This window comes from Winogradskyella sp. (assembly GCF_016744625.1).
Classification (GTDB): Bacteria; Bacteroidota; Bacteroidia; order Flavobacteriales; family Flavobacteriaceae; genus Winogradskyella.
On the sequence record NZ_JADGDZ010000005.1, the window covers coordinates 17,448 to 35,880 of the forward strand.

At 31.0% G+C, this 18,433-nt stretch carries 20 protein-coding genes and 1 other RNA gene; 7 read left to right on the top strand and 14 right to left on the bottom strand.

Annotation, left to right across the window (positions count from 1 at the left end):
• Window positions 1-2 precede the first annotated feature (2 nt).
• The 3 genes from QZZ53_RS02020 to QZZ53_RS02030 are packed head-to-tail and all read right to left on the bottom strand — an operon-like array spanning window position 3 to window position 3,583.
• Entirely contained in the window at window positions 3-1,649 is a 1,647-nt protein-coding gene (locus QZZ53_RS02020) for a solute:sodium symporter family transporter (RefSeq protein WP_296380918.1), read from the bottom strand.
• The gene (locus QZZ53_RS02025) at window positions 1,637-2,581 is read right to left on the bottom strand and encodes an aldose 1-epimerase (RefSeq protein ID WP_296380920.1); all 945 of its coding nucleotides are present in this window, start codon (window positions 2,579-2,581) and stop codon (window positions 1,637-1,639) included. The genes QZZ53_RS02020 and QZZ53_RS02025 overlap by 13 nt, the downstream gene beginning before the upstream one ends.
• A 3-nt stretch (window positions 2,582-2,584) precedes the next feature.
• Complete coding sequence (locus QZZ53_RS02030) at window positions 2,585-3,583, bottom strand: GntR family transcriptional regulator (RefSeq protein WP_296380922.1); 999 nt, start codon at window positions 3,581-3,583, stop codon at window positions 2,585-2,587.
• A 106-nt stretch (window positions 3,584-3,689) separates the two neighbouring features.
• Between QZZ53_RS02030 and galE the strand changes: the two genes are divergently transcribed.
• The 4 genes from galE (at window position 3,690) to QZZ53_RS02050 (ending at window position 9,150) form a co-directional block, all read left to right on the top strand.
• Entirely contained in the window at window positions 3,690-4,721 is a 1,032-nt protein-coding gene (galE, locus tag QZZ53_RS02035; RefSeq protein ID WP_296380923.1) for a UDP-glucose 4-epimerase GalE, read from the top strand.
• A gap of 6 nt (window positions 4,722-4,727) precedes the next feature.
• Complete coding sequence (locus QZZ53_RS02040) at window positions 4,728-5,729, top strand: LacI family DNA-binding transcriptional regulator (RefSeq protein WP_296380926.1); 1,002 nt, start codon at window positions 4,728-4,730, stop codon at window positions 5,727-5,729.
• A gap of 182 nt (window positions 5,730-5,911) precedes the next feature.
• Window positions 5,912-7,984 (top strand): two-component regulator propeller domain-containing protein, encoded by a 2,073-nt coding sequence (locus QZZ53_RS02045; RefSeq protein ID WP_296380928.1) that lies wholly within the window; start codon window positions 5,912-5,914, stop codon window positions 7,982-7,984.
• A gap of 275 nt (window positions 7,985-8,259) precedes the next feature.
• Window positions 8,260-9,150, top strand: a complete 891-nt coding sequence (locus tag QZZ53_RS02050) for a hypothetical protein (protein WP_296380931.1) — start codon at window positions 8,260-8,262, stop codon at window positions 9,148-9,150.
• A gap of 56 nt (window positions 9,151-9,206) precedes the next feature.
• Here QZZ53_RS02050 and ssrA read toward each other — a convergent pair.
• Window positions 9,207-9,601, bottom strand: a transfer-messenger RNA (tmRNA) gene (ssrA, locus tag QZZ53_RS02055).
• A 129-nt stretch (window positions 9,602-9,730) separates the two neighbouring features.
• On the opposite strand from ssrA, the gene QZZ53_RS02060 reads away from it, so the two are divergent.
• The gene (locus tag QZZ53_RS02060; protein ID WP_296380933.1) at window positions 9,731-10,936 is read left to right on the top strand and encodes an NAD(P)-dependent oxidoreductase; all 1,206 of its coding nucleotides are present in this window, start codon (window positions 9,731-9,733) and stop codon (window positions 10,934-10,936) included.
• Complete coding sequence (locus QZZ53_RS02065; RefSeq protein ID WP_296380935.1) at window positions 10,923-11,717, top strand: SDR family oxidoreductase; 795 nt, start codon at window positions 10,923-10,925, stop codon at window positions 11,715-11,717. Before QZZ53_RS02060 ends, QZZ53_RS02065 begins: the two co-directional genes overlap by 14 nt.
• On the opposite strand, the gene QZZ53_RS02070 is transcribed toward QZZ53_RS02065, so the two are convergent.
• From QZZ53_RS02070 to QZZ53_RS02110, 9 genes are all read right to left on the bottom strand, one after another.
• Window positions 11,714-12,379, bottom strand: a complete 666-nt coding sequence (locus QZZ53_RS02070) for a DUF1361 domain-containing protein (protein ID WP_296380936.1) — start codon at window positions 12,377-12,379, stop codon at window positions 11,714-11,716. The two genes, QZZ53_RS02065 and QZZ53_RS02070, sit on opposite strands and share 4 nt — an antisense overlap.
• Window positions 12,367-12,774, bottom strand: a complete 408-nt coding sequence (locus QZZ53_RS02075) for a DUF2809 domain-containing protein (RefSeq protein WP_296380938.1) — start codon at window positions 12,772-12,774, stop codon at window positions 12,367-12,369. The genes QZZ53_RS02070 and QZZ53_RS02075 overlap by 13 nt, the downstream gene beginning before the upstream one ends.
• Window positions 12,775-12,778: 4 nt before the next feature.
• Window positions 12,779-13,393, bottom strand: a complete 615-nt coding sequence (locus QZZ53_RS02080; protein WP_296380940.1) for an ElyC/SanA/YdcF family protein — start codon at window positions 13,391-13,393, stop codon at window positions 12,779-12,781.
• The gene (locus tag QZZ53_RS02085) at window positions 13,393-13,911 is read right to left on the bottom strand and encodes a Coq4 family protein (protein ID WP_296380942.1); all 519 of its coding nucleotides are present in this window, start codon (window positions 13,909-13,911) and stop codon (window positions 13,393-13,395) included. The genes QZZ53_RS02080 and QZZ53_RS02085 overlap by 1 nt, the downstream gene beginning before the upstream one ends.
• A complete protein-coding gene (locus QZZ53_RS02090; protein WP_296380945.1) occupies window positions 13,908-14,162 on the bottom strand; it encodes a hypothetical protein in 255 nt (84 codons plus the stop codon). Before QZZ53_RS02090 ends, QZZ53_RS02085 begins: the two co-directional genes overlap by 4 nt.
• A gap of 74 nt (window positions 14,163-14,236) precedes the next feature.
• Window positions 14,237-15,628 carry a DUF4173 domain-containing protein gene (locus QZZ53_RS02095; protein WP_296380946.1) on the bottom strand — a complete coding sequence of 464 codons (1,392 nt, stop codon included), beginning with the start codon at window positions 15,626-15,628 and terminating at the stop codon, window positions 14,237-14,239.
• A 157-nt stretch (window positions 15,629-15,785) separates the two neighbouring features.
• Entirely contained in the window at window positions 15,786-16,544 is a 759-nt protein-coding gene (locus QZZ53_RS02100; protein ID WP_296380948.1) for an oxygenase MpaB family protein, read from the bottom strand.
• 5 nt (window positions 16,545-16,549) lie between these two features.
• Window positions 16,550-16,843, bottom strand: coding sequence for a transcriptional regulator (locus tag QZZ53_RS02105; protein WP_296380949.1), 294 nt, complete (start codon window positions 16,841-16,843; stop codon window positions 16,550-16,552).
• Between the two features lie 51 nt (window positions 16,844-16,894).
• Window positions 16,895-17,503, bottom strand: coding sequence for a hypothetical protein (locus QZZ53_RS02110; protein ID WP_296380951.1), 609 nt, complete (start codon window positions 17,501-17,503; stop codon window positions 16,895-16,897).
• Window positions 17,504-17,611: 108 nt separating this feature from the next.
• Here QZZ53_RS02110 and QZZ53_RS02115 point away from each other — a divergent pair, with 108 nt between their 5' ends.
• Window positions 17,612-17,965, top strand: coding sequence for a hypothetical protein (locus QZZ53_RS02115; RefSeq protein WP_296380953.1), 354 nt, complete (start codon window positions 17,612-17,614; stop codon window positions 17,963-17,965).
• Between the two features lie 25 nt (window positions 17,966-17,990).
• On the opposite strand, the gene QZZ53_RS02120 is transcribed toward QZZ53_RS02115, so the two are convergent.
• Window positions 17,991-18,392 carry a hypothetical protein gene (locus tag QZZ53_RS02120; RefSeq protein ID WP_296380955.1) on the bottom strand — a complete coding sequence of 134 codons (402 nt, stop codon included), beginning with the start codon at window positions 18,390-18,392 and terminating at the stop codon, window positions 17,991-17,993.
• Between the last annotated feature and the right edge of the window lie 41 nt (window positions 18,393-18,433).

The window sequence follows — 18,433 nt, forward strand, 5'->3', positions numbered from 1 at the left end:
AATTATGCAAAATAAATATAAACACCTACGACTATAACACAGATTGCGATACCAGCTTGCTTTGTGTATTTCCAAGGTGTGATATCAACTTGCTTTGTGTACTCTTGTACAAAAGGTTCTTCTCTAGGCTTAAGCTTTCCTATGATTAGCATTATGACAATATTTAGTATAAATAAAACCGCCATAACATCTAAGAAGTGAGGATAAGCCTGTGCTTCTGTTAAAGCTAAAGTCACCTCATCTGTGATACCTGAAGCTTTTGCGTCTTCAACTGCTTTGTTTATGAAATATGGTTGAAGTATAAATTGACTCAAGATATATAGTAAACAACCTGAAAGTAATCCGACTTTCGCTGCAATGGCTGGTACACGTTTTGTTAAGTAACCAACGACAATAATTGTTAGAATTGGAATACTGTAAATACCGTTAATTTCTTGTAGATATGCAAATAAACTTCCTGCATTTGCAATAAGTGGAGCAATAAACATAGAAGCTATTGCTAAAATTACACCAAAAGTTTTACCATATTTTACAACTGTTTTTTCATCAGCATCTTCATTAATATGCTGTTTGTAAATATCAATTCCGAATAACGTTACAGAACTATTTAATACACTATTAAATGAACTTAAAATTGCACCAAATAATACAGCAGCAAAGAATCCAACCCAAGCACTAGGTAGTACTTTCTTTACTAACATTGGATAAGCAGTATCTGCACTTTCTAAATTTCCTTGGAAAATGTGATATGCAATTAAACCTGGTAATACAACGATAATTGGACCTAGTATTTTTATAAAAGACGCTAGTAACAACCCTTTTTGTCCTTCTTTTAAATCTTTAGCACCAAGTGCACGTTGAATGATCTGTTGATTGGTTCCCCAATAAAATAATTGGACCAGCATCATTCCAGTGAAAATAGTATGAAAAGGTACAGGATCTGAAGGTTTACCCAAAGATTTGAATTTATCTGGATTTTCTGTTGTCAAGATAGAAAGTCCATCTAAAATACTACCATCTCCAATCATCATTAAACCAAATATCGGAATTAAAATACCACCAACTAATAAACCTACTGCGTTAATAGAATCTGAAACGGCAACTGCTTTTAATCCACCAAATACGGCGTAAATTGAACCAATGATTCCAATTCCCCAAACACAAATCCAAATAGATTCTGTATGTGTAACTCCAAGTAATTCTGGTACGTCAAACATACCACTAATCGCTAGTGATCCTGAATATAAAATTACTGGAAGTAGAACGACAACATAGCCAGTTAAGAATAAAACAGAAGTTAATGTTTTTGTATTAACGTCAAAACGTTTAGCTAAAAAACCTGGTACTGTAGTCAAACCACCTTTTAAATACCTTGGTAATAAAAACATAGCTGTAACAACCATGGCAATAGCTGCTAATGTTTCCCATACCATTACGGACAAACCACTTTCATAAGCAGAACCGTTTAATCCAACAATCTGTTCTGTAGATAAGTTGGTTAGTAATAATGAACCAGCTATGACACCAGCTGTAAGACTTCGACCTCCTAGGAAGTAACCATCTGATGAAGATTCTTCTTGATTTCTCGTTTTTAAATAGGAGATAATAGCTACAAGAGCTGTAAAACCTGCGAATGTTAAGATTTGCATAATTTATTGATTAGTTTGTTAGTTTCTATTTTAGTGTTTTTGGTTTCAATTGCTAAATTCCACTTTACGTTATAAGTGTTATTTGGACTAAGCGTTTGCAGACCAATATGGTTATTAAAATTATCTGCCGCACCAGTCATAGGTTCTATTGCAATGATATTGCGATCGTCTGGTGTGTAGAGTTGTAGGAAATTTTCTTTTGAGTTAGATCTTATGTTAAAATCGTATTCTGGTGTAGAGAAGTCAATTTCATTAGTTTCAAGTGGGTAGCCATCATCTAATTTTACATCTTTTAGAAGATATGGCATGTCAACATCTAAACTGGTTTCACCAGTAATTATTTGTTGATTATCAAATACGTATTTTGATTGACTTCTAAATATAACTGAACTTTTATCCAAGTCTTGACTATTAAAATAAGGATGCCATCCTAGTGTAAAAGGGAAGATCTTTTTGCCTTTATTAGCAATTGTAATAGATAATGTAATTCCGTTTTTACTTAGCGTGTATGTTAAGTTAATATTGAACTTAAAAGGAAAGCCTGTATTTTTGCCATTACCTTTATATTGTAGAGTTGCAGAAGCATAATCATTTGTAAATACGCGGTCAATTACAGAAAATGTTTTGTCATAAACCAAACCATGTAATGCATTGTTTTTATCAACTTCATTACACTCAAGTTTATAGTTTGAATTTTCGAAGACATATTCACCATCTTTAATTCTATTCGCAAAAGGAAATAAAATAGAAGACGCATAATTGTCTTTATAAGTTGATGCGTCATATTCAGCAAGAATTTGAATGTCTTCAAAAACAAGATTGCTCAATCGTCCTCCTTGATTAAGACATACCTTTGCTTTAGATGCACTATCAGAACTCGCAAGTTCTATATACTGTAATCCTTCTGTTTCTATTTCTGTTAACGTATACAATTGTTATAATGATTTTCTAAGGATTAAACGATTTGGGTTTTCGACTTGCACAGATTCATTATTTAAAATCATTTCTGCTAAGCGTTCTCCCATGAGATTAAAATTAGTTGATATGGTTGTGATTCCTCCTTCAACGATTTCCTTTAAAAGCGTATCGTTATAAGAAATGATGCCAATATCTTTGGCAATTTTTAAACGGTTTTCTTTGATTCGTTTTATAATTCTAATCAGGTTTTTATCATCTAAAATGATATATAATTCACCTTTTTCTAGTCCTCTATTATTTAAAGTATCAATAACTTCGTTTTGAATACCATAATGAGAGCAAAATAGGTTGAAACCGTTTAAAATCCCTTTTGGTTGTCGATCTTCGTTAAAAAGTAATATAATTTTATCGTAATTTTTTATTTGCTTTAATCCGGTTTGTAAACCTTGATAGATGTCTTTCTTGAAATTTTGATGAACGGAAGGATAATTAATTAGTTCTCTATGCATTTGATCTAGAATAAAGACTTTGTCACTAGGCAGTCTGCTAATAGCATGTTCTGTTCCTTTTAAATTTGCTGGCATAATAACATAGTAACTATAATCACCAGCATTATCATTTATCAATTTATCAAAGACATCGAGGTTAAAATGATGGAAAAAAATATCAACTTGTACATTCTCTCCCATACCAGTTAGAAAAGAATTATATAAGTCTTCTTTAAAAGAATTGAACTCATCAAAGAGTAAAAATATTTTTTGATTCACATCAACATCTTCGCTTGTAACGTAATAACCTTTTCCAACAATAGACTGAACAATGCCTCGAGTTTTTAATTCGTTAAATGCAGTGAGAACGGTGTCTCTAGAAAGTGAATGTTGATTTTTTATACTATTTAAAGACGGTAATTTATCTCCTTTTTTTAACGTACCACTAACTATAGCATCTTCAATAGAAGCTACAATTTGTTTGTACTTAGGTGTACCAGATTTATCTTTAATAGTTACAAGTCCCATGTGCCAAATATATAATAAAATTTCAAAATAACAAACTGGTAGGTACTAGTATGTTTTTTATTTATGTAATGTATATATTAGCCGTATTAATAAATCAATTATTATAATGAGAAGTAAAATTATAGTTACTGGAGGATGTGGATACATTGGTTCGCACACAGCAATTGAACTCATAGAAAATGACTTTGATGTTGTGATTTTAGATGACTTATCTAATTCAACTGAAAAAACAATTTCGAGAATACATAAAATTACCGGAGTAACGCCAACTTTTGTTAAAGTTGATTTAAAAGATTCTTTGGCAACATCTAAAGTTTTTGAAACGCATAAAGATGCGGTTGGTGTAATACACTTCGCAGCTCATAAAGCTGTTGGTGAATCCGTACAAAAGCCATTAATGTATTACAAGAATAATTTTTACTCTTTGCTAAATACATTAGAAGCGCAAAGTGAGCATGGTATAAATAACTTTATATTTTCGTCTTCTGCAACGGTTTACGGCACACCAAATATGTTACCGATTACAGAGAATAACGAAACTCAACGTCCATTTTCCCCTTATGGAAATACGAAAAAAATAGCTGAAGAAATTTTAGATGATTTTACAAAATCTAGCGATAGCTTCTCAGCAATTTCATTAAGATATTTTAATCCGATTGGTGCGCATCCATCTGGAGAAATAGGGGAATTACCAAACGGAATTCCTAATAACCTTATGCCATATATAACGCAAACTGCTGCTGGTGTTAGAGATAAATTGATGGTTTACGGCAATGATTATCCCACCAAAGACGGAACTCCGATTAGAGATTATATACATGTTGTAGATTTGGCTAAGGCACATGTTATTGCTGTAAAACGTTTACTTAAAAAAGAACAAGAAGAATCTCTTGAGTTTTTTAACCTTGGTACTGGTGTAGGGTACTCAGTATTAGATGTGATTAATTCTTTTGAAGATGTCACAAACTCAAAACTTAATTATGAAATCACTGGAAGAAGAGATGGTGATGTACCACAACTGTATGCATCAACAGATTTAGCTAAAGAGAAATTAGGTTGGTCTGCAGATAGAGAACTTAATGACATGATAAGTTCATCATGGAACTGGGAACAAAATCTTAGAAGCAAACAAAACTAAATGACTATGATACAATCTAGGACTACATTATCGGAAATGTCTAAGGCATTAAATTTATCTATCTCAACCGTATCCAAATCCCTATCCGATAGTTCAGAAATAAGTGCTCTTACAAAAAAAAGAGTCAACGAATTTGCAAGGCAGTGCAACTATATACCAAACAATCTTGCGGCTAGTTTTAGAAAAGGATATACTAATACAATAGGCTTAGTTATTCCGAATATATTAAATCCATTTTATGCTAAGGTTTTAGTGGGTATAGAGAATTATTTAGATGATAAAGGATATAGGCTTATCACCTCAATATCTAACGAATCTCAAGACAAAGAATCAAAGAGTTTGAACAAAATGGCCAGTGGTTATGTAGATGGTTTGATTATATGTATCTCTAAAGAAACCGAATTAAAAAATAAATACGATCATATTAATGGACTTATTGGGCAAGGAACTCCAATAGTAATGTTTGATAGAATTTGCGAGATGATTGATTGCGATAAAGTAATTATAGACGATTATAAAGCAGCTTACGATACCACTGAACATCTTATTAGTAATGAAGGCTGTAAAAACATAATTATGACTTCACTTATTAACAATTTACATCATGGGAAATTAAGAGCAGAAGGTTATAAAAATGCTATGAAGTCTCAAAATCTTGATGTTAATGGAAAAATTCTGGTAGCAAATACGGTAGAAGGTTTAAAAGAAAAACTAAGTGCTAAATTAAAAACAGACAAAACTATAGATGCTATTTTTGGGGTAAACGAACAAGCTGTTCTACAAGCAATGCATACTACACGTCGATTGAAAACTGAAGGTTTTAAAAATAAAATTACTATTGCAGGTTTTTGCAATCAATGTCAATCAGATTATAATCCTTCACTTATCATAGTAAATCAAAATGCTGAAGAAATAGGAACTCAAACAGCTAAACTTTTACTGAAAAGAATAAAGAGTACTGAAATTAAGGGTTATAGAACTAAAACTGTGGCTGTTAACCTTTCATAAAAAGTTGTAAATTGTACTTGTTATTAGATAAGTGTCTTTAAAGTATTAATCTAATTGTATAAACTTGTACCTACCAGTTGTTTTTTGTTTGGTGACTTGTGTTGGTATTTCTTATTTTAGACCACATAATAAAACAGAATTGTAATAATATTAACTACGATTTTTTCTTAGAAGACTCTTAAATGAAAAAAGCACACATCATAACACTTCTTCTTGCGGTATGTGTAAGCTTAAATTCACTCGCTCAAAAGCGCGATTTAGAGTATTCTCAAAAACTGACAATTTCTGAAGGTTTAGCGCATAACGGTGTAACATCAATTCTCGAAGATTCTAATGGATTTATATGGTTTGGTACATATGCAGGTATCAATAAATATGATGGTTATGAACTTAGAACTTTTAAAAACACAATAGACCAAGACCTTTTAACAAGTAATAGGGTTAGAACATTAAAAGAAGATGAAAAAGATAATGTTTGGATTGGCACAGATGAAGGTGTAACAATCTATAATCATACCTCAGAAAGATTCGAGAAACTAATTTCTGATAAACTCGTTAAACTAGGATTTAATTCATCGATAATTCGAGACATTATTATAAATGATGATGGAGTTGTTTTATGTGTCACTCAAAAAAATGGAGTCTTTGTTTTTAATGATGAAGATTATAGTCTTTTAGGACAATATAAACACACATCTTCTGAAGTTGAGAACATCAATTTTTTTAAAGGTGTAGCCTTCGGAGAATCCAACTACCTAATTACATCTTCAATTGGATTGTTAAATTTTGATGTTAAAACTAAAATATTTTCAAGAGTTTTAGAAAACGATATTCAGTATTGTAATTCTATTATTCAACTTAAAGAAAATTCATTTCTTGTGACTCTACTTAATGGAGTCGCAGTAGTTGAAGTAGACACAAAGTCTAGTAAAAGTGATTTAGCATTAAAACATATTAACTTTAAGGATAATCAATTTAATAGTGCATTATTAGATAGCGCAGGTAAATTGTGGTTAGGTACATTAAATGAAGGGGTCATAGTTATTAATGATACAGAAGCTTTTAGACTAGAACAGGCAACAAATCATCAAAAATTCACAGATAACTTGCCCAGATTAAGGTCTAGTTATATTGTTGAAACATCTCAAAACAGCTGTTGGTTGGCAACTTTTAATGAAGGTATATATAGATTTGATGAAGATACAAGTCCATTTTTCAATTATAATATTAATATGAATGATGAAAATGGTATTGCATCTAATAACGTCACACATATAACAGTTTTGGATGAAGATAGAGTTTATATGACCTCTTCATTTGGTGGTTTAGCATTATTCAATTCGAGTAAGAAGGCATTCGAAAGATTACCTTTCTATCTATCAAAATCTATGGCATCAAGAGTAGGAGCTGTTTTTGTAGATTCTAAGGGAAATACTTGGTTAAAACTCAATGAAGAAAATACGTTAAGAAGGCATGTAAAGGGAATCATTGAAGAACAAAATAATTCAGATTGGGACGCCATTCTTATTTACAAAACAGAGTTCGTAACTGTTGAGGAACTGAATGCTTTACAAGCCTATTTAGATAATGGAGGAACTGTAATTATTGACACTATTAGTCTTCAACAAAATGAGTACGGTCAAAATCATACAATGAGTTTAAATGCTAGTAACGGAACCATTATTCAGGCGCCTTCTATTGGTAATATTAAAACTCAAGCCTTTGGTTTACTATCAAATGATAGTGAATTACCTGATGTCATTTTAGATGAAACTAATGTGTTAAATGAAAAAGGGTGTTTTTGGAGAACTGTAACAAATGAAGAAGGAAAGGAAGTGATTACTATTATTAATATTGGGAAAGAAAATGCACAAATAACACTATCACTGCGTAGTAATGTAACTATTGATTCTATAACCAATCTTTTAACAGGTCAGGCTACCACAACTACTTTTACAATGGCTCCAGATGATGTGCTTTTACTTGAAGTCGTTTCAGAATCACTTTCTATTGACGAGATGGAATTAGACGAATTTAAGTACTATCCAAATCCAACTTCGGGTATAATTAATTTCGAGGCCAATAAAACCATTGAAAAAACAACTGTCTATAATATTTTAGGACAGGAAGTAATTAATTTAAAAGGAGAAACTAATAGTTTGCAATTAGATATAGAAAACTATCCTCAAGGTATCTATTTGGTTAAATTAAGTATTCAGGGTCAAGTGAAAACAGTTTCAATCATTAAGAAATAAATTCGGATTGCTTTACTTAGTATATAAGTTCTTCACTTATATTTATAAAACACCTAGGTCTCGCAAAACATTTTAGAAGTTTTTTAAACATTGATTAACCATATTTGTTTACAACATTTCTAGAGATAAATTTAAATATTACTCAAAAGTTGTTTAAAACCACATTAAAGACATTTTAATATAGATGAAATGTAAATATTTGTAGGCTTTAGAGTACAAAATTTTTATAACATTTATTTTTATTCTATATTCGATTTATTATAAAAAATTAAATTATGAAAGTATTAAAATCCCTAATAATAGTTTCAATTTTTTCTTTTGGAAATCTTGGCTATTCGCAATCAGACAATAAGCAAGTAAAAAAGTTTAATTTGATTGATGGTGATAGTAATGAAGTTATTACCATAAGAGAAATGGCTTCATTTTATAAGAATAAAAGCAACAAAGATGGGCAACCAATTGACTCTGATAAGTTATTTTATAGTCTTGATGCTAATAAAAACAGCATTGTTACTTTGAGTGAATATGTTGAAGGTTCGGATTGGAAATTAGTGAACCAATATTCAGTTAAAAATAAACAAAATGTAGCTCAGAAGGCTCATGTAAAAGAGGTGAGTGATGAGAAGCCAAAAACATCTCTAAAAAAAGACAATAAGACCAAAAAATTTGAAAAGATAGATAGTAACAGTGATGGTTTACTAAGATCTAAAGAAGTAGAAGACTTTTTTAAAGGGAAAATAAACGATAAAACTGGAGAGCTAATAAATGGAAAGATTAATTTCTATACTTATGATGCTAATGATGATGGCAGAGTAACGTTAGAAGAATATAAGTTAGAGCATAACTGGAAAAAGGGTAGGCAAAAGTATAGTGATGCAGAAAATAAAGAGCTAATGATAACGCAAGAACAACCTCCCGAAACTTACAAAAAAAAGAAAATTAGAGCTTTTGGTATAGTTGATCTTAATGATGATTTAAAAATAACTTACGAAGAGCTTAAAGAGTTTTATAAAGGAAAAACCAATAAAAAAGGTAACCCGATTAATGCAGAGTTTAAATTTTATGGAATGGACACAAATGAAGATGAGATTTTAGATTTAGATGAGTTTACAACTAAAATAAGCTTAGAGTTTGCTAAACGGAGATTTAGAGAGAGACGAGAGTAATATCTTAGAATTATAATATAGAAAAACCCTTGTATTTATTTTAATACAAGGGTTTTTTGTGGAGTCGGAGAGAATCGAACTCTCGTCCAAACAAGTAACTAAAGAGCTTTCTACACGCTTAGTCTATTCTTAGATTTTCGATGATAAGCCGGTTAAAGACAACCTACTTAAAACTTAGCTTCTTAATCTCGATAAGGTATTAAAGCACTACCTAATCTTAGTTAATATTTACGATGCCTCAAAAAAGAACGCCATTAACCAAGGCTTTCTGGAGGCATAAAGCTTACTCACCTAGTGAGCCGAGGCTTAATCTTACTATAATTCAGATTATGCAGCTAAAGCGTAGTTATTCTCGCCGTTTAAAATTTGGTCTAGCCTTTTACGTGTTTCAATGCCATTACACGACGTGCTTACCATTTAATTAATCTCGCTGTCAAAACCAGTCGACCCCAAAAAAATAAATTATAAGGATGGCGAAGTTACAAAAAAAGTTGTGCAACCCCTTAAATCCAGTTATTTTCGTGCAAAAATTATTCCATTGTTATTTTGTCAGCTATCTGGCAGTAAAAGTTTGAAGTATATGAAATTTGCCATCATCAAAGAACGTAAGAATCCGCCAGATAGACGTGTAGTATTTTCACCCGAAACTTTAGCTAAAACTCGAACTCAATTTCCAGATGCTGAATTTGTGGTTGAATCTTCTGATATTCGCGTGTTTTCTGATGAAGCTTATGCTAAACTTGGATTTGAAGTTACTGATGATGTGTCTGATGCTGATGTAATGATTGGTGTAAAAGAAGTGCCAATTGAGCATTTAATTCCGAATAAAAAATATTTTTATTTTTCTCATACAATTAAGAAACAGCCATATAATAGAAGGCTTCTTTTAGCGATGCTAGAGAGAAATATTGAAATGTTCGATCACGAAACGATAGTGCGTGAGAATAATATGCGATTAATCGGTTTTGGACGTTACGCTGGTTTGGTTGGTGCCTACAATGGATTTAGAGCTTTAGGTTTAAGAGATGGTTTATTTAGTTTACCAAAAGTAGAAACTCTTGCTGATTTAGATGAAGTAAAATCTGAATTAGATAAAATTACACTTCCGAATATTAAAATATTACTTTCTGGAACAGGAAAAGTAGCTCATGGAGCAAAAGAAATATTAGACCATTTAGGAATTAAAGAAGTGAGTGATGCATTGTATTTAACGTCAGAGTTTACAGAACCTATTTATTGTATGGTCGACGTGATGGAATATTCTAAACGTGCGGATGGTAAAGTAGGAAATAAGTGGGAATTTTATAAAGATCCAACAGGTTATGAAAGTAACTTTATGCCTTATGCAAAGGAAACTGATTATTTTATTGCTGGTCATTTTTATGGCAATAATGCACCTTATTTATTCACAAGAGAAGATGCAAAGCATCCAGATTTTAGAATCAATTTAGTTGCAGATATTTCTTGTGATATAGATGGACCAGTAGCAAGTACGATAAGACCTTCGACAATAGCTGACCCATTTTATGGTTATAATCCTATAACAGAACAAGAAGTTGCTTTTAATGCTAAAGATGCCATTACTGTTATGGCTGTGGATAACTTACCATGTGAGTTACCAAAAGATGCAAGTGAAGGTTTCGGAACTACATTTTTAGAACATGTAATTCCTGCATTTTTTAATAAGGATGAAAACGGAGTTTTAGAACGTGCAAAGATTACTGAAAAGGGTGAGCTAACAAAAAGATTTAGTTACCTTCAGGATTATGTTGATGGGAAAAAATAACACAAAAACTGCTTTAGTAACAGGAGCAGCTTCTGGACTTGGATTTGAGCTGGCACTTCTGCTAGCAAAGGATATTTACAACCTTATTTTAATCGATATAGATTCAGAAAAGTTAGATCTAGCTAAAACTACAATATTAAAAACGTATCCTACTACAATTACTTTGATGGTAAAAGATTTGAGTGTAGTAAATATTGCACAAGAAATTTATGATGAGACTAGTAATACTGAAATAGATGTTGTTGTAAATAATGCAGGTTTTGGCTTATTTGGTACTTTTTACGATACCGATTGGGAACGCGAATCGGAAATGTTACACTTACATGTTTTAACAACGACTCATTTAATAAAGTTGGTTTTGCCAGATATGGTAGAACGCGGTTCGGGTAAAATATTAAACCTATCTTCTTTAGCAGCATTTCAACCAGGCCCATTAATGGCACTGTATTATGCTTCTAAAGCTTATATTTTGTCTTTTTCTCAAGCCATTGCAAACGAGTTAAAAGGTACAGGTGTTAGTGTTACAGTATTGTGTCCTGGACCAACGAAAACGTCATTTCAAGATGTGGTTTCAGAAGGATGTAATAAAAATAAAATAGGGTTTAATATGGCTTGTCCAGAAAAAGTCGCTGCTTATGGTTATAAGGCAATGCAAAAGGGTAGAGTTGTAGCAATCCCTGGACTTTTTAATAAATTTTTATCGATATTGCCACGAATGTTAACCAGAAATAGAACGACTAAAATTGTTAGGCAAATTCAAGATAAAAATCGAGATTCTTAATCTATTGTTGCGTGTTTCAAATTCTTAAACATCCAATACCCAACAACTAAGAAAGTACCAAAGCCTAATGTAAATAACCAAGCTTCAGAATTCTGAAATGGTGAGATTACTATATGAAATATATCAGAAATTAGAATTTGTGGATTACTTATGATTTCCCAAGAGTTATATCTTAAAAATCGTCCTAAATACACGCCAAAGCCACATAAAAATATAATTGTTATTGTTAAGGTTGTTATCGGAATTTTTTTAGCTTTTGAAGCTATTAATCTCTGCATGTCTTGTATAGAAAGATAAAAGAGAAACAAACCACTTAAGGTAAATGATAAGATGACCATTACATCTAACCATAATAACGTATTGTTACCAATTCTAATATGAATAAGATCTGTAACAATATATGGTGCATTTGGAAGAAAAGCTAACCAAACTAAAAACCAAAATCCTAATTTCAGTTTACTCAAATTTGATTTGGTGTTTAGATACATTGTTATAGCGTATGGTATTATTGCTAAGAACACATTCCAAACTAAGAATAGATAGAAAAAGGACTTGTTTAATTTTATACGTATCATAAGTACTATGATGCTAAAGGTTAGAGCAACTGCAATCAGCGATAATATTTTAAACTTTGATTGAATGAGTATTTTTATTGATTCCATAATCTAATTTTTTTTGTGTTTTCTGATTTAGATATTAACATTTCAATACCAACAACTGTTGTTATTCCTAAAGTGTAGGCTAATAAGTCTGATACATGAAACGTGTTTCCAAAAATGAGCGATGCTGTAAAACTATTTTGTAAATTAAAGTAGGTTAAGAAAGGTGTGAGTTGGAGTAATTCTATACTATATGCAATAAAGAGGACGACAACAGCTGAGGCCCTCACACTCAAGCTAGAGCATCCTCTTATGATTGCGTATAGTAAAATAACACACAGATAATCGCCAAAGGTGTAGCGTATAAATCCAGTTTTTATGATAAATGCGATTGCTAATTCTAGGAGGAATAAAGTATGCGCAAGTACTAAGTAGTTTTTATTAAATTGTAGTTTCATATGACTATTTTATGGTAATTTTTTCTCCTAAAAATTTGGGTTGTACATTAAAAACTAAGTCTAAACTGGCTTTAGAACGTGCTAGATATTCTCTAAAATGTGATTTATAGACATCTTTAGCGTTAAAACCAACGGCTTTAATTCCAAATTGATTACCAATGTAAATTGCACGTTGATTATGAAACTTCTGAGAGATAACCGTTATCGAGGTTTGCTCAAATATTTCTTTTGCTCTAACCATAGAATCTAAGGTTCTAAAGCCTGCATAGTCTAAGAAGATCTTGTTTTTAGGAATACCTTTAGCAATTAAATCTTTTTTAAAATCTGAAGGTTCATCATAGCCTTTTCTGCCATTATCTCCACTTACTAAGATGAATTCTATTTTATCTGCTTTGTAAAGTTTTACGGCAGCATCAATTCTGTATTTGTAAAACAGATTGATGTTTCCGTTTGCAGCATATTTCCCAGTACCTAAAACTAGTCCGACTTTATTCTTTGGAATAGCATTAATATCATCATAAACAAGGTTTCGAGTTTTAAAACTCATCCAATGATAGGTAATGAAAACTCCTGAGCTAATAAATGCAACAAGTAAGAGTATGATTTTTAGTTTTTTCATTAGTAAACAAGATTAAATTTTAATAATTCGGACTTCGGAAAAATCACTTTCCTAAAATCTATAATAGATACATTCAAAAGTTTCTTATAGTCGAAATGATGAAAGGGATTTGCGCGCTTTCCTGTTTTATAGGATTTGTAATAGTATTCGTAATAATCTGGAAGAATTGCAACTCCTAGTATTATCGCTCCATATAAATAAGGGCTACGTTTCCCATTACCATAGCAAAGACATTGCAATGCGATTTCATCTTCAACTTCTGTGCTATAACCACAAAGCACATGGTAACAATCATGACGCTCTACTTTTGGGATGAGTTCAAAATTGTTTTTGCCTAAAAATTCACCAAGGTGTCTGCCAAAAGTAGGTTGAGGTAGATTTAGTAAATCGGCTTTTGTAATATTCCAAGATTCATGATTTTTAAACATGGACGTGTATATGCGTTGCGAATGCTCAAATAACCAAATTATGAGTTGTTTTCTCGGTGTTTTTGTTTTGTTAAATAATAGGTTGTTCATGGTAAATTTGGGTTTTGTAATTCGTTATTTTCTTTAATCGTTCTATACACTCTTGGTTTTTGTTTTATTATATATCTCCAAATTATTAGCGCTAAAAGATAGACTACTGTGCAAAAGCATATCATACTAGAATCTCCTTTAGAAGTTATGATTGCCGTTAAACACAATCCAAAAAAGATAATGATGTAATACGGAAAATAAACTTTAAACACATGCTGCTTATCTTTTGGGTTTTTAGATATCCAAAACATACATGAGATGCTTAGTCTAATAATCACAAAGATGATTGAGCAAATAAAAACTAATCCAAAAATGATTAATAGGATCATAGTTGTTTAGATTCAAGTTTTAAATTGTCGTATTGCAGTTCTTGCCAAGAATTTTTTTCTAATTCACGTACATATTTTCTGTGTTTGTTATTAATTTTCCAAGTTGTCTTTTTGTCGAAAACCCTTAATTTAGATTCTTCTTTTAATAAAAGAGCATTGTTGTTAGATAGCTCAATGAGGTATTTAATATCCATTGATTCGGCATAGTTAAAGTTGTAATTAGTAATGTGGTAATCCCAATTCACAGTACTAGACAAAATCAATACGATGAAAGCAGCTTTGGTGTTAAGTCTAAGTAGATACCAGATGTTTTTAATCTTATCAATTTTTAATAATGTAGATACCAAACCGGTAACTGCAAGTGTTAAGTAAACCAATACACCAATCCTTTTGTAAGTAAGCCCAAAATAATAGATGTATTGACTGTTTTTTACTGATATACTTAGTACTAAAATGATGTTTAAAATTATCCAAGCAAAGGCTAATCGTTTGAGTGTTTTATTCTCTTTATAGAAATTGATATCTCCTCTAAAAACATACAAGAGAATCACTATTGCAATAACAATAGAGCCAATTAAAGCGTTGATGCCACTATGAACCTGAGAAGAGAAAACGGATGCTCTAACTTTTTCATTGTTTAATATAAAAGTGATATCTGTGATTAAGAATAAAACAATTAAGGCGTTGAGTAATGAAATAAGAATAATGCCCAGTTGATTTTCTTTTTTCAACTTCGGAATAGAAAATGTGGTGGATTTTGCTAATTCATTACCTGTTTTTAAATCTAGTTCTGTTGCTGGCTCAACTTCAATTGGCTTATGAATATTTGAAAATAAATAATAGCCTAAACCTGCAAAGAGTAACCATTGAAAATTAATAAAACCTAAATCTATCTTATCAATGATGCCGCTAAATAAAGGATTTCCATTTTGATAAAGACTTATAAATATGATAACGATTATAGTAGGAATGATTATAATCTTTGCTAAATGAATATAATCAACATCCTTTTTTTGTTCTACCTTTTGAGTGGTTTCATTGAATGAAAAATTACGATGAAATAAACCTGCGATGGTTGTGTATAAACCGTTTAGCCAATTCACGTAAATAGAAGACTTGTTTTCAGATAATAATCCTATTAAAGTGAAGAAGGATGCAAAATTGGCGATAACGGCAACTAAAGAATCGTGAAAGAATACAGCCAGACCTGTAACAAGATACAAACCAGAGTAGATTAAAGTTCTTTTATTCTTAAAATCGTCTTTATTGTTTACGAAAAGAACAATAAGTGTAATGATACTGAATAGAAATAAGTTTAATCCAATACTTTTGTCATAGAACAAGGTGCTAAATAAAAAGGCTCCGATAAATAATAATAGTTTTTTCATGTGTATATATTTATTGTTTTTCAATGGTCACATGCAGTTCGCTATTAATCATTCTGTTGGTTGACTAAATTTTCGAACAAGCTTGTGTCATGGTTTAAATATTAAAAGTACTTTGTATTTCAAAGTATAGAATTAAAAAAATAGTTTTGATATCGTTCTATGTCATATTCATGCGTTTAATATCTTGTTTGTAGGCAGCTGGTATGAGTAATGCTTTAATCATCCAGTCTAAACTTAAACTTCTAAAAAGCTTGTATATAGAAATAAGTGGTGCAAGAAAAGACGCTTTCCTTAATTTCAACATGTTTCTAACAGTGTTAGGTAGTAATAGTATTTGAGATTCTAATAATAAATAATATCTCACAATTCCCAAATGATTTCTATACTGTTTGTATAAGTCTTTAGTAAAATCACCATTCATTAAATTTTCACTTAAATGCTTATGTCGTTGTATTTCGAATTCTGAGTAGGTGTGAGGTAATTGTCGTAAACCCATTCGAAATCCCACTTTATTAAATACATCTAACACCTCTTGCTTTTCACTAATCATTAGTGGTCTTTCGAGTATTTCAAAAGATTTTATTGAATAACCGATAAGCATAAAAAGGACATCTTTATGGGCCCAATCTGGGATTTTGTGCCCTCTACTTTTTTCTACAGAACCGTGTATGGCATTAATTTTATCAATTGCTTTTAAAGCTGCATTATTTTCAGAAAATACAATTGCTCTTGCGTAATTTACTGTAGTGAATAAGCGTGCTAAAGGATCGTTGGGCAACTTTCCAGTGAAATAAAGCCAATCTACAGCTTTGTTTAAGGCGAACTCTGCTGAAGCACCTGCAAATACTAATAGTATCGTATCACTTTTGCCCCAAATTTCTCGAACAATAGAATCCTTATCTACAAAATAGTCCATAAGCTTTACGTTTTACTAATTAATTTTTCGAGGGCTTCAATATGCTTTTTAAATTCAGCTTTTCCCAGTTTTGTAGCACTATATCTTGTGTTTGGTTTTCGGCCAATAAATTGCTTTTCTACCAATATATATTCCGATTTTTCTAATGCTTTTGTGTGACTTGCCAAATTACCATCTGTAGCTCCCAACAACTCTTTAAGCATATTAAAATCTGCATGTTCGTTTACCATAAGAATAGACATAATGCCAAGCCTAATTCTATGATCAAAAAGTTTATTTATGTTTGTTATTATACTCACACTAATAGTTCAAAATTAATACTCAAAGTTACCGAAAACTGTTACTTTCAATTACTTTGTATCATATTTAAAATGCATCCAAGCACCATAGATAATATGCATCACTCCAAATCCAATTACCCAAAGCCAAAACCCATAACCTGGATATAAAGTTGCGATTAGTCCTAAAACAATTTCAATATATCCTAAATATTGTATGTCGCCTATACTATATTTTGAAGCACTAATCAATGCTAAGCCATAAAAGATAAGCATTAAACCTCCTGTCTGCCCATATTTTCCTTGACTTAAAATGATTATGCAATACAGACCACCAACAACTAAAGGAATTAAAAAATTAAGCAATAAACGACGTGATGAGTTGTCCCAAATTTTCTCGTCATTTTTCTTAGCTTTTCTTGTTGTAAGTAAAATACCAGTTGCAGCACTCAAAAATGCTATCATAAATAATATGAACATTACTGTATTAAAAACCCAACCATCTAAAATTAAGGTTCCATCACTATATTCTATAACTAAGTAATAGGTTAGGGCTGCACCAACTAAAGCATATATACCAGCTAAGACACCAGATAAGCCGCTCAATGAAATAAAACGAGACGATTTATTCATTAGATTTTTTATCTCGCTGATGTCTTTTAAATAATCTTCGTTGCTCATAATGTAAAGTACTTTGAAATACAAAGTAAAATAAAATATTCGGTTTCAACAAATAAATTTTAGAGTTTTAACTAAATTTATGAATTAACAATTTAACCACAATGCATTATGATAGGATTACTTTTAACAATAGCCAATATTTCGGGTGGACTTCTACTAGGATTAGCAACATTAGATAAATGGGATGGAGAAAGTAATTTCTTTAATAAAATTGCAGGTAAATTAGCGCCATTTCAAACTATTATTGGAGGAGCTCTTGTTGTATTAGCTCTTATAACCTTTAGGAGCAATCTGCTTTTTAGTATTATAAGGATTTTAGGTGGTCTTTTACTATTAACGCATGTGTTTGGTAAAGTACCTGCTTTAGAAACAAGTTTAAGACAGTTATCTGCTAAATTGATGCCTTTTAAAGCTATTATTGGAATTGGTCTTATTGTGATTGGTGTGTTGGGTTTGTTTTAATAATCCAGTAATACTAAAACGCAATTCATTTTTTGATGAATTTTATTTTAAATTTTATCAATGCCATTTGACCATCCGAAATGACTAAGTTTTTTCTTTTCATATGTTCATATGGAATTATAACAATATAGTTATTGCCTTCTTGTCTAAACTTTATTTTATCTGACTTTCCTTTGTCGAAAGCGTAATAATAAGTCTTGTTTTTATCTATTTCTACAAAAACTAATTGGATAATAGAATCAGTTTTTGTAGTGATGTTTCCACTAAAATTATTCTGAAGTTTTAATCCAGATTTATGATAAGCAGGATAGTAGATAGGAAAATTAAAATAGTCAGTTTTTGAAATTGGTCTTTTAAGTAATTGCCATTGTTTATCATTTGGAAAATGAGATAATATTAATTGATCAAAACAGCGAGCAATTCGCAATTATATAAATATGTTCATTTTTTATAGAGCTAATATCATAT

Excerpts from the sequence above, each read along its gene's own strand:
- QZZ53_RS02020 (WP_296380918.1), bottom strand. The coding sequence starts at position 1,649 with ATGCAAATCTTAACATTCGCAGGTTTTACAGCTCTTGTAGCTATTATC.
- QZZ53_RS02030 (WP_296380922.1), bottom strand. The coding sequence starts at position 3,583 with ATGGGACTTGTAACTATTAAAGATAAATCTGGTACACCTAAGTACAAA.
- galE (WP_296380923.1), top strand. The coding sequence starts at position 3,690 with ATGAGAAGTAAAATTATAGTTACTGGAGGATGTGGATACATTGGTTCG.
- QZZ53_RS02040 (WP_296380926.1), top strand. The coding sequence starts at position 4,728 with ATGATACAATCTAGGACTACATTATCGGAAATGTCTAAGGCATTAAAT.
- QZZ53_RS02045 (WP_296380928.1), top strand. The coding sequence starts at position 5,912 with ATGAAAAAAGCACACATCATAACACTTCTTCTTGCGGTATGTGTAAGC.
- QZZ53_RS02050 (WP_296380931.1), top strand. The coding sequence starts at position 8,260 with ATGAAAGTATTAAAATCCCTAATAATAGTTTCAATTTTTTCTTTTGGA.
- QZZ53_RS02060 (WP_296380933.1), top strand. The coding sequence starts at position 9,731 with ATGAAATTTGCCATCATCAAAGAACGTAAGAATCCGCCAGATAGACGT.
- QZZ53_RS02065 (WP_296380935.1), top strand. The coding sequence starts at position 10,923 with ATGGGAAAAAATAACACAAAAACTGCTTTAGTAACAGGAGCAGCTTCT.
- QZZ53_RS02070 (WP_296380936.1), bottom strand. The coding sequence starts at position 12,379 with ATGGAATCAATAAAAATACTCATTCAATCAAAGTTTAAAATATTATCG.
- QZZ53_RS02075 (WP_296380938.1), bottom strand. The coding sequence starts at position 12,774 with ATGAAACTACAATTTAATAAAAACTACTTAGTACTTGCGCATACTTTA.
- QZZ53_RS02080 (WP_296380940.1), bottom strand. The coding sequence starts at position 13,393 with ATGAAAAAACTAAAAATCATACTCTTACTTGTTGCATTTATTAGCTCA.
- QZZ53_RS02085 (WP_296380942.1), bottom strand. The coding sequence starts at position 13,911 with ATGAACAACCTATTATTTAACAAAACAAAAACACCGAGAAAACAACTC.
- QZZ53_RS02090 (WP_296380945.1), bottom strand. The coding sequence starts at position 14,162 with ATGTTTTGGATATCTAAAAACCCAAAAGATAAGCAGCATGTGTTTAAA.
- QZZ53_RS02095 (WP_296380946.1), bottom strand. The coding sequence starts at position 15,628 with ATGAAAAAACTATTATTATTTATCGGAGCCTTTTTATTTAGCACCTTG.
- QZZ53_RS02100 (WP_296380948.1), bottom strand. The coding sequence starts at position 16,544 with ATGGACTATTTTGTAGATAAGGATTCTATTGTTCGAGAAATTTGGGGC.
- QZZ53_RS02110 (WP_296380951.1), bottom strand. The coding sequence starts at position 17,503 with ATGAGCAACGAAGATTATTTAAAAGACATCAGCGAGATAAAAAATCTA.
- QZZ53_RS02115 (WP_296380953.1), top strand. The coding sequence starts at position 17,612 with ATGATAGGATTACTTTTAACAATAGCCAATATTTCGGGTGGACTTCTA.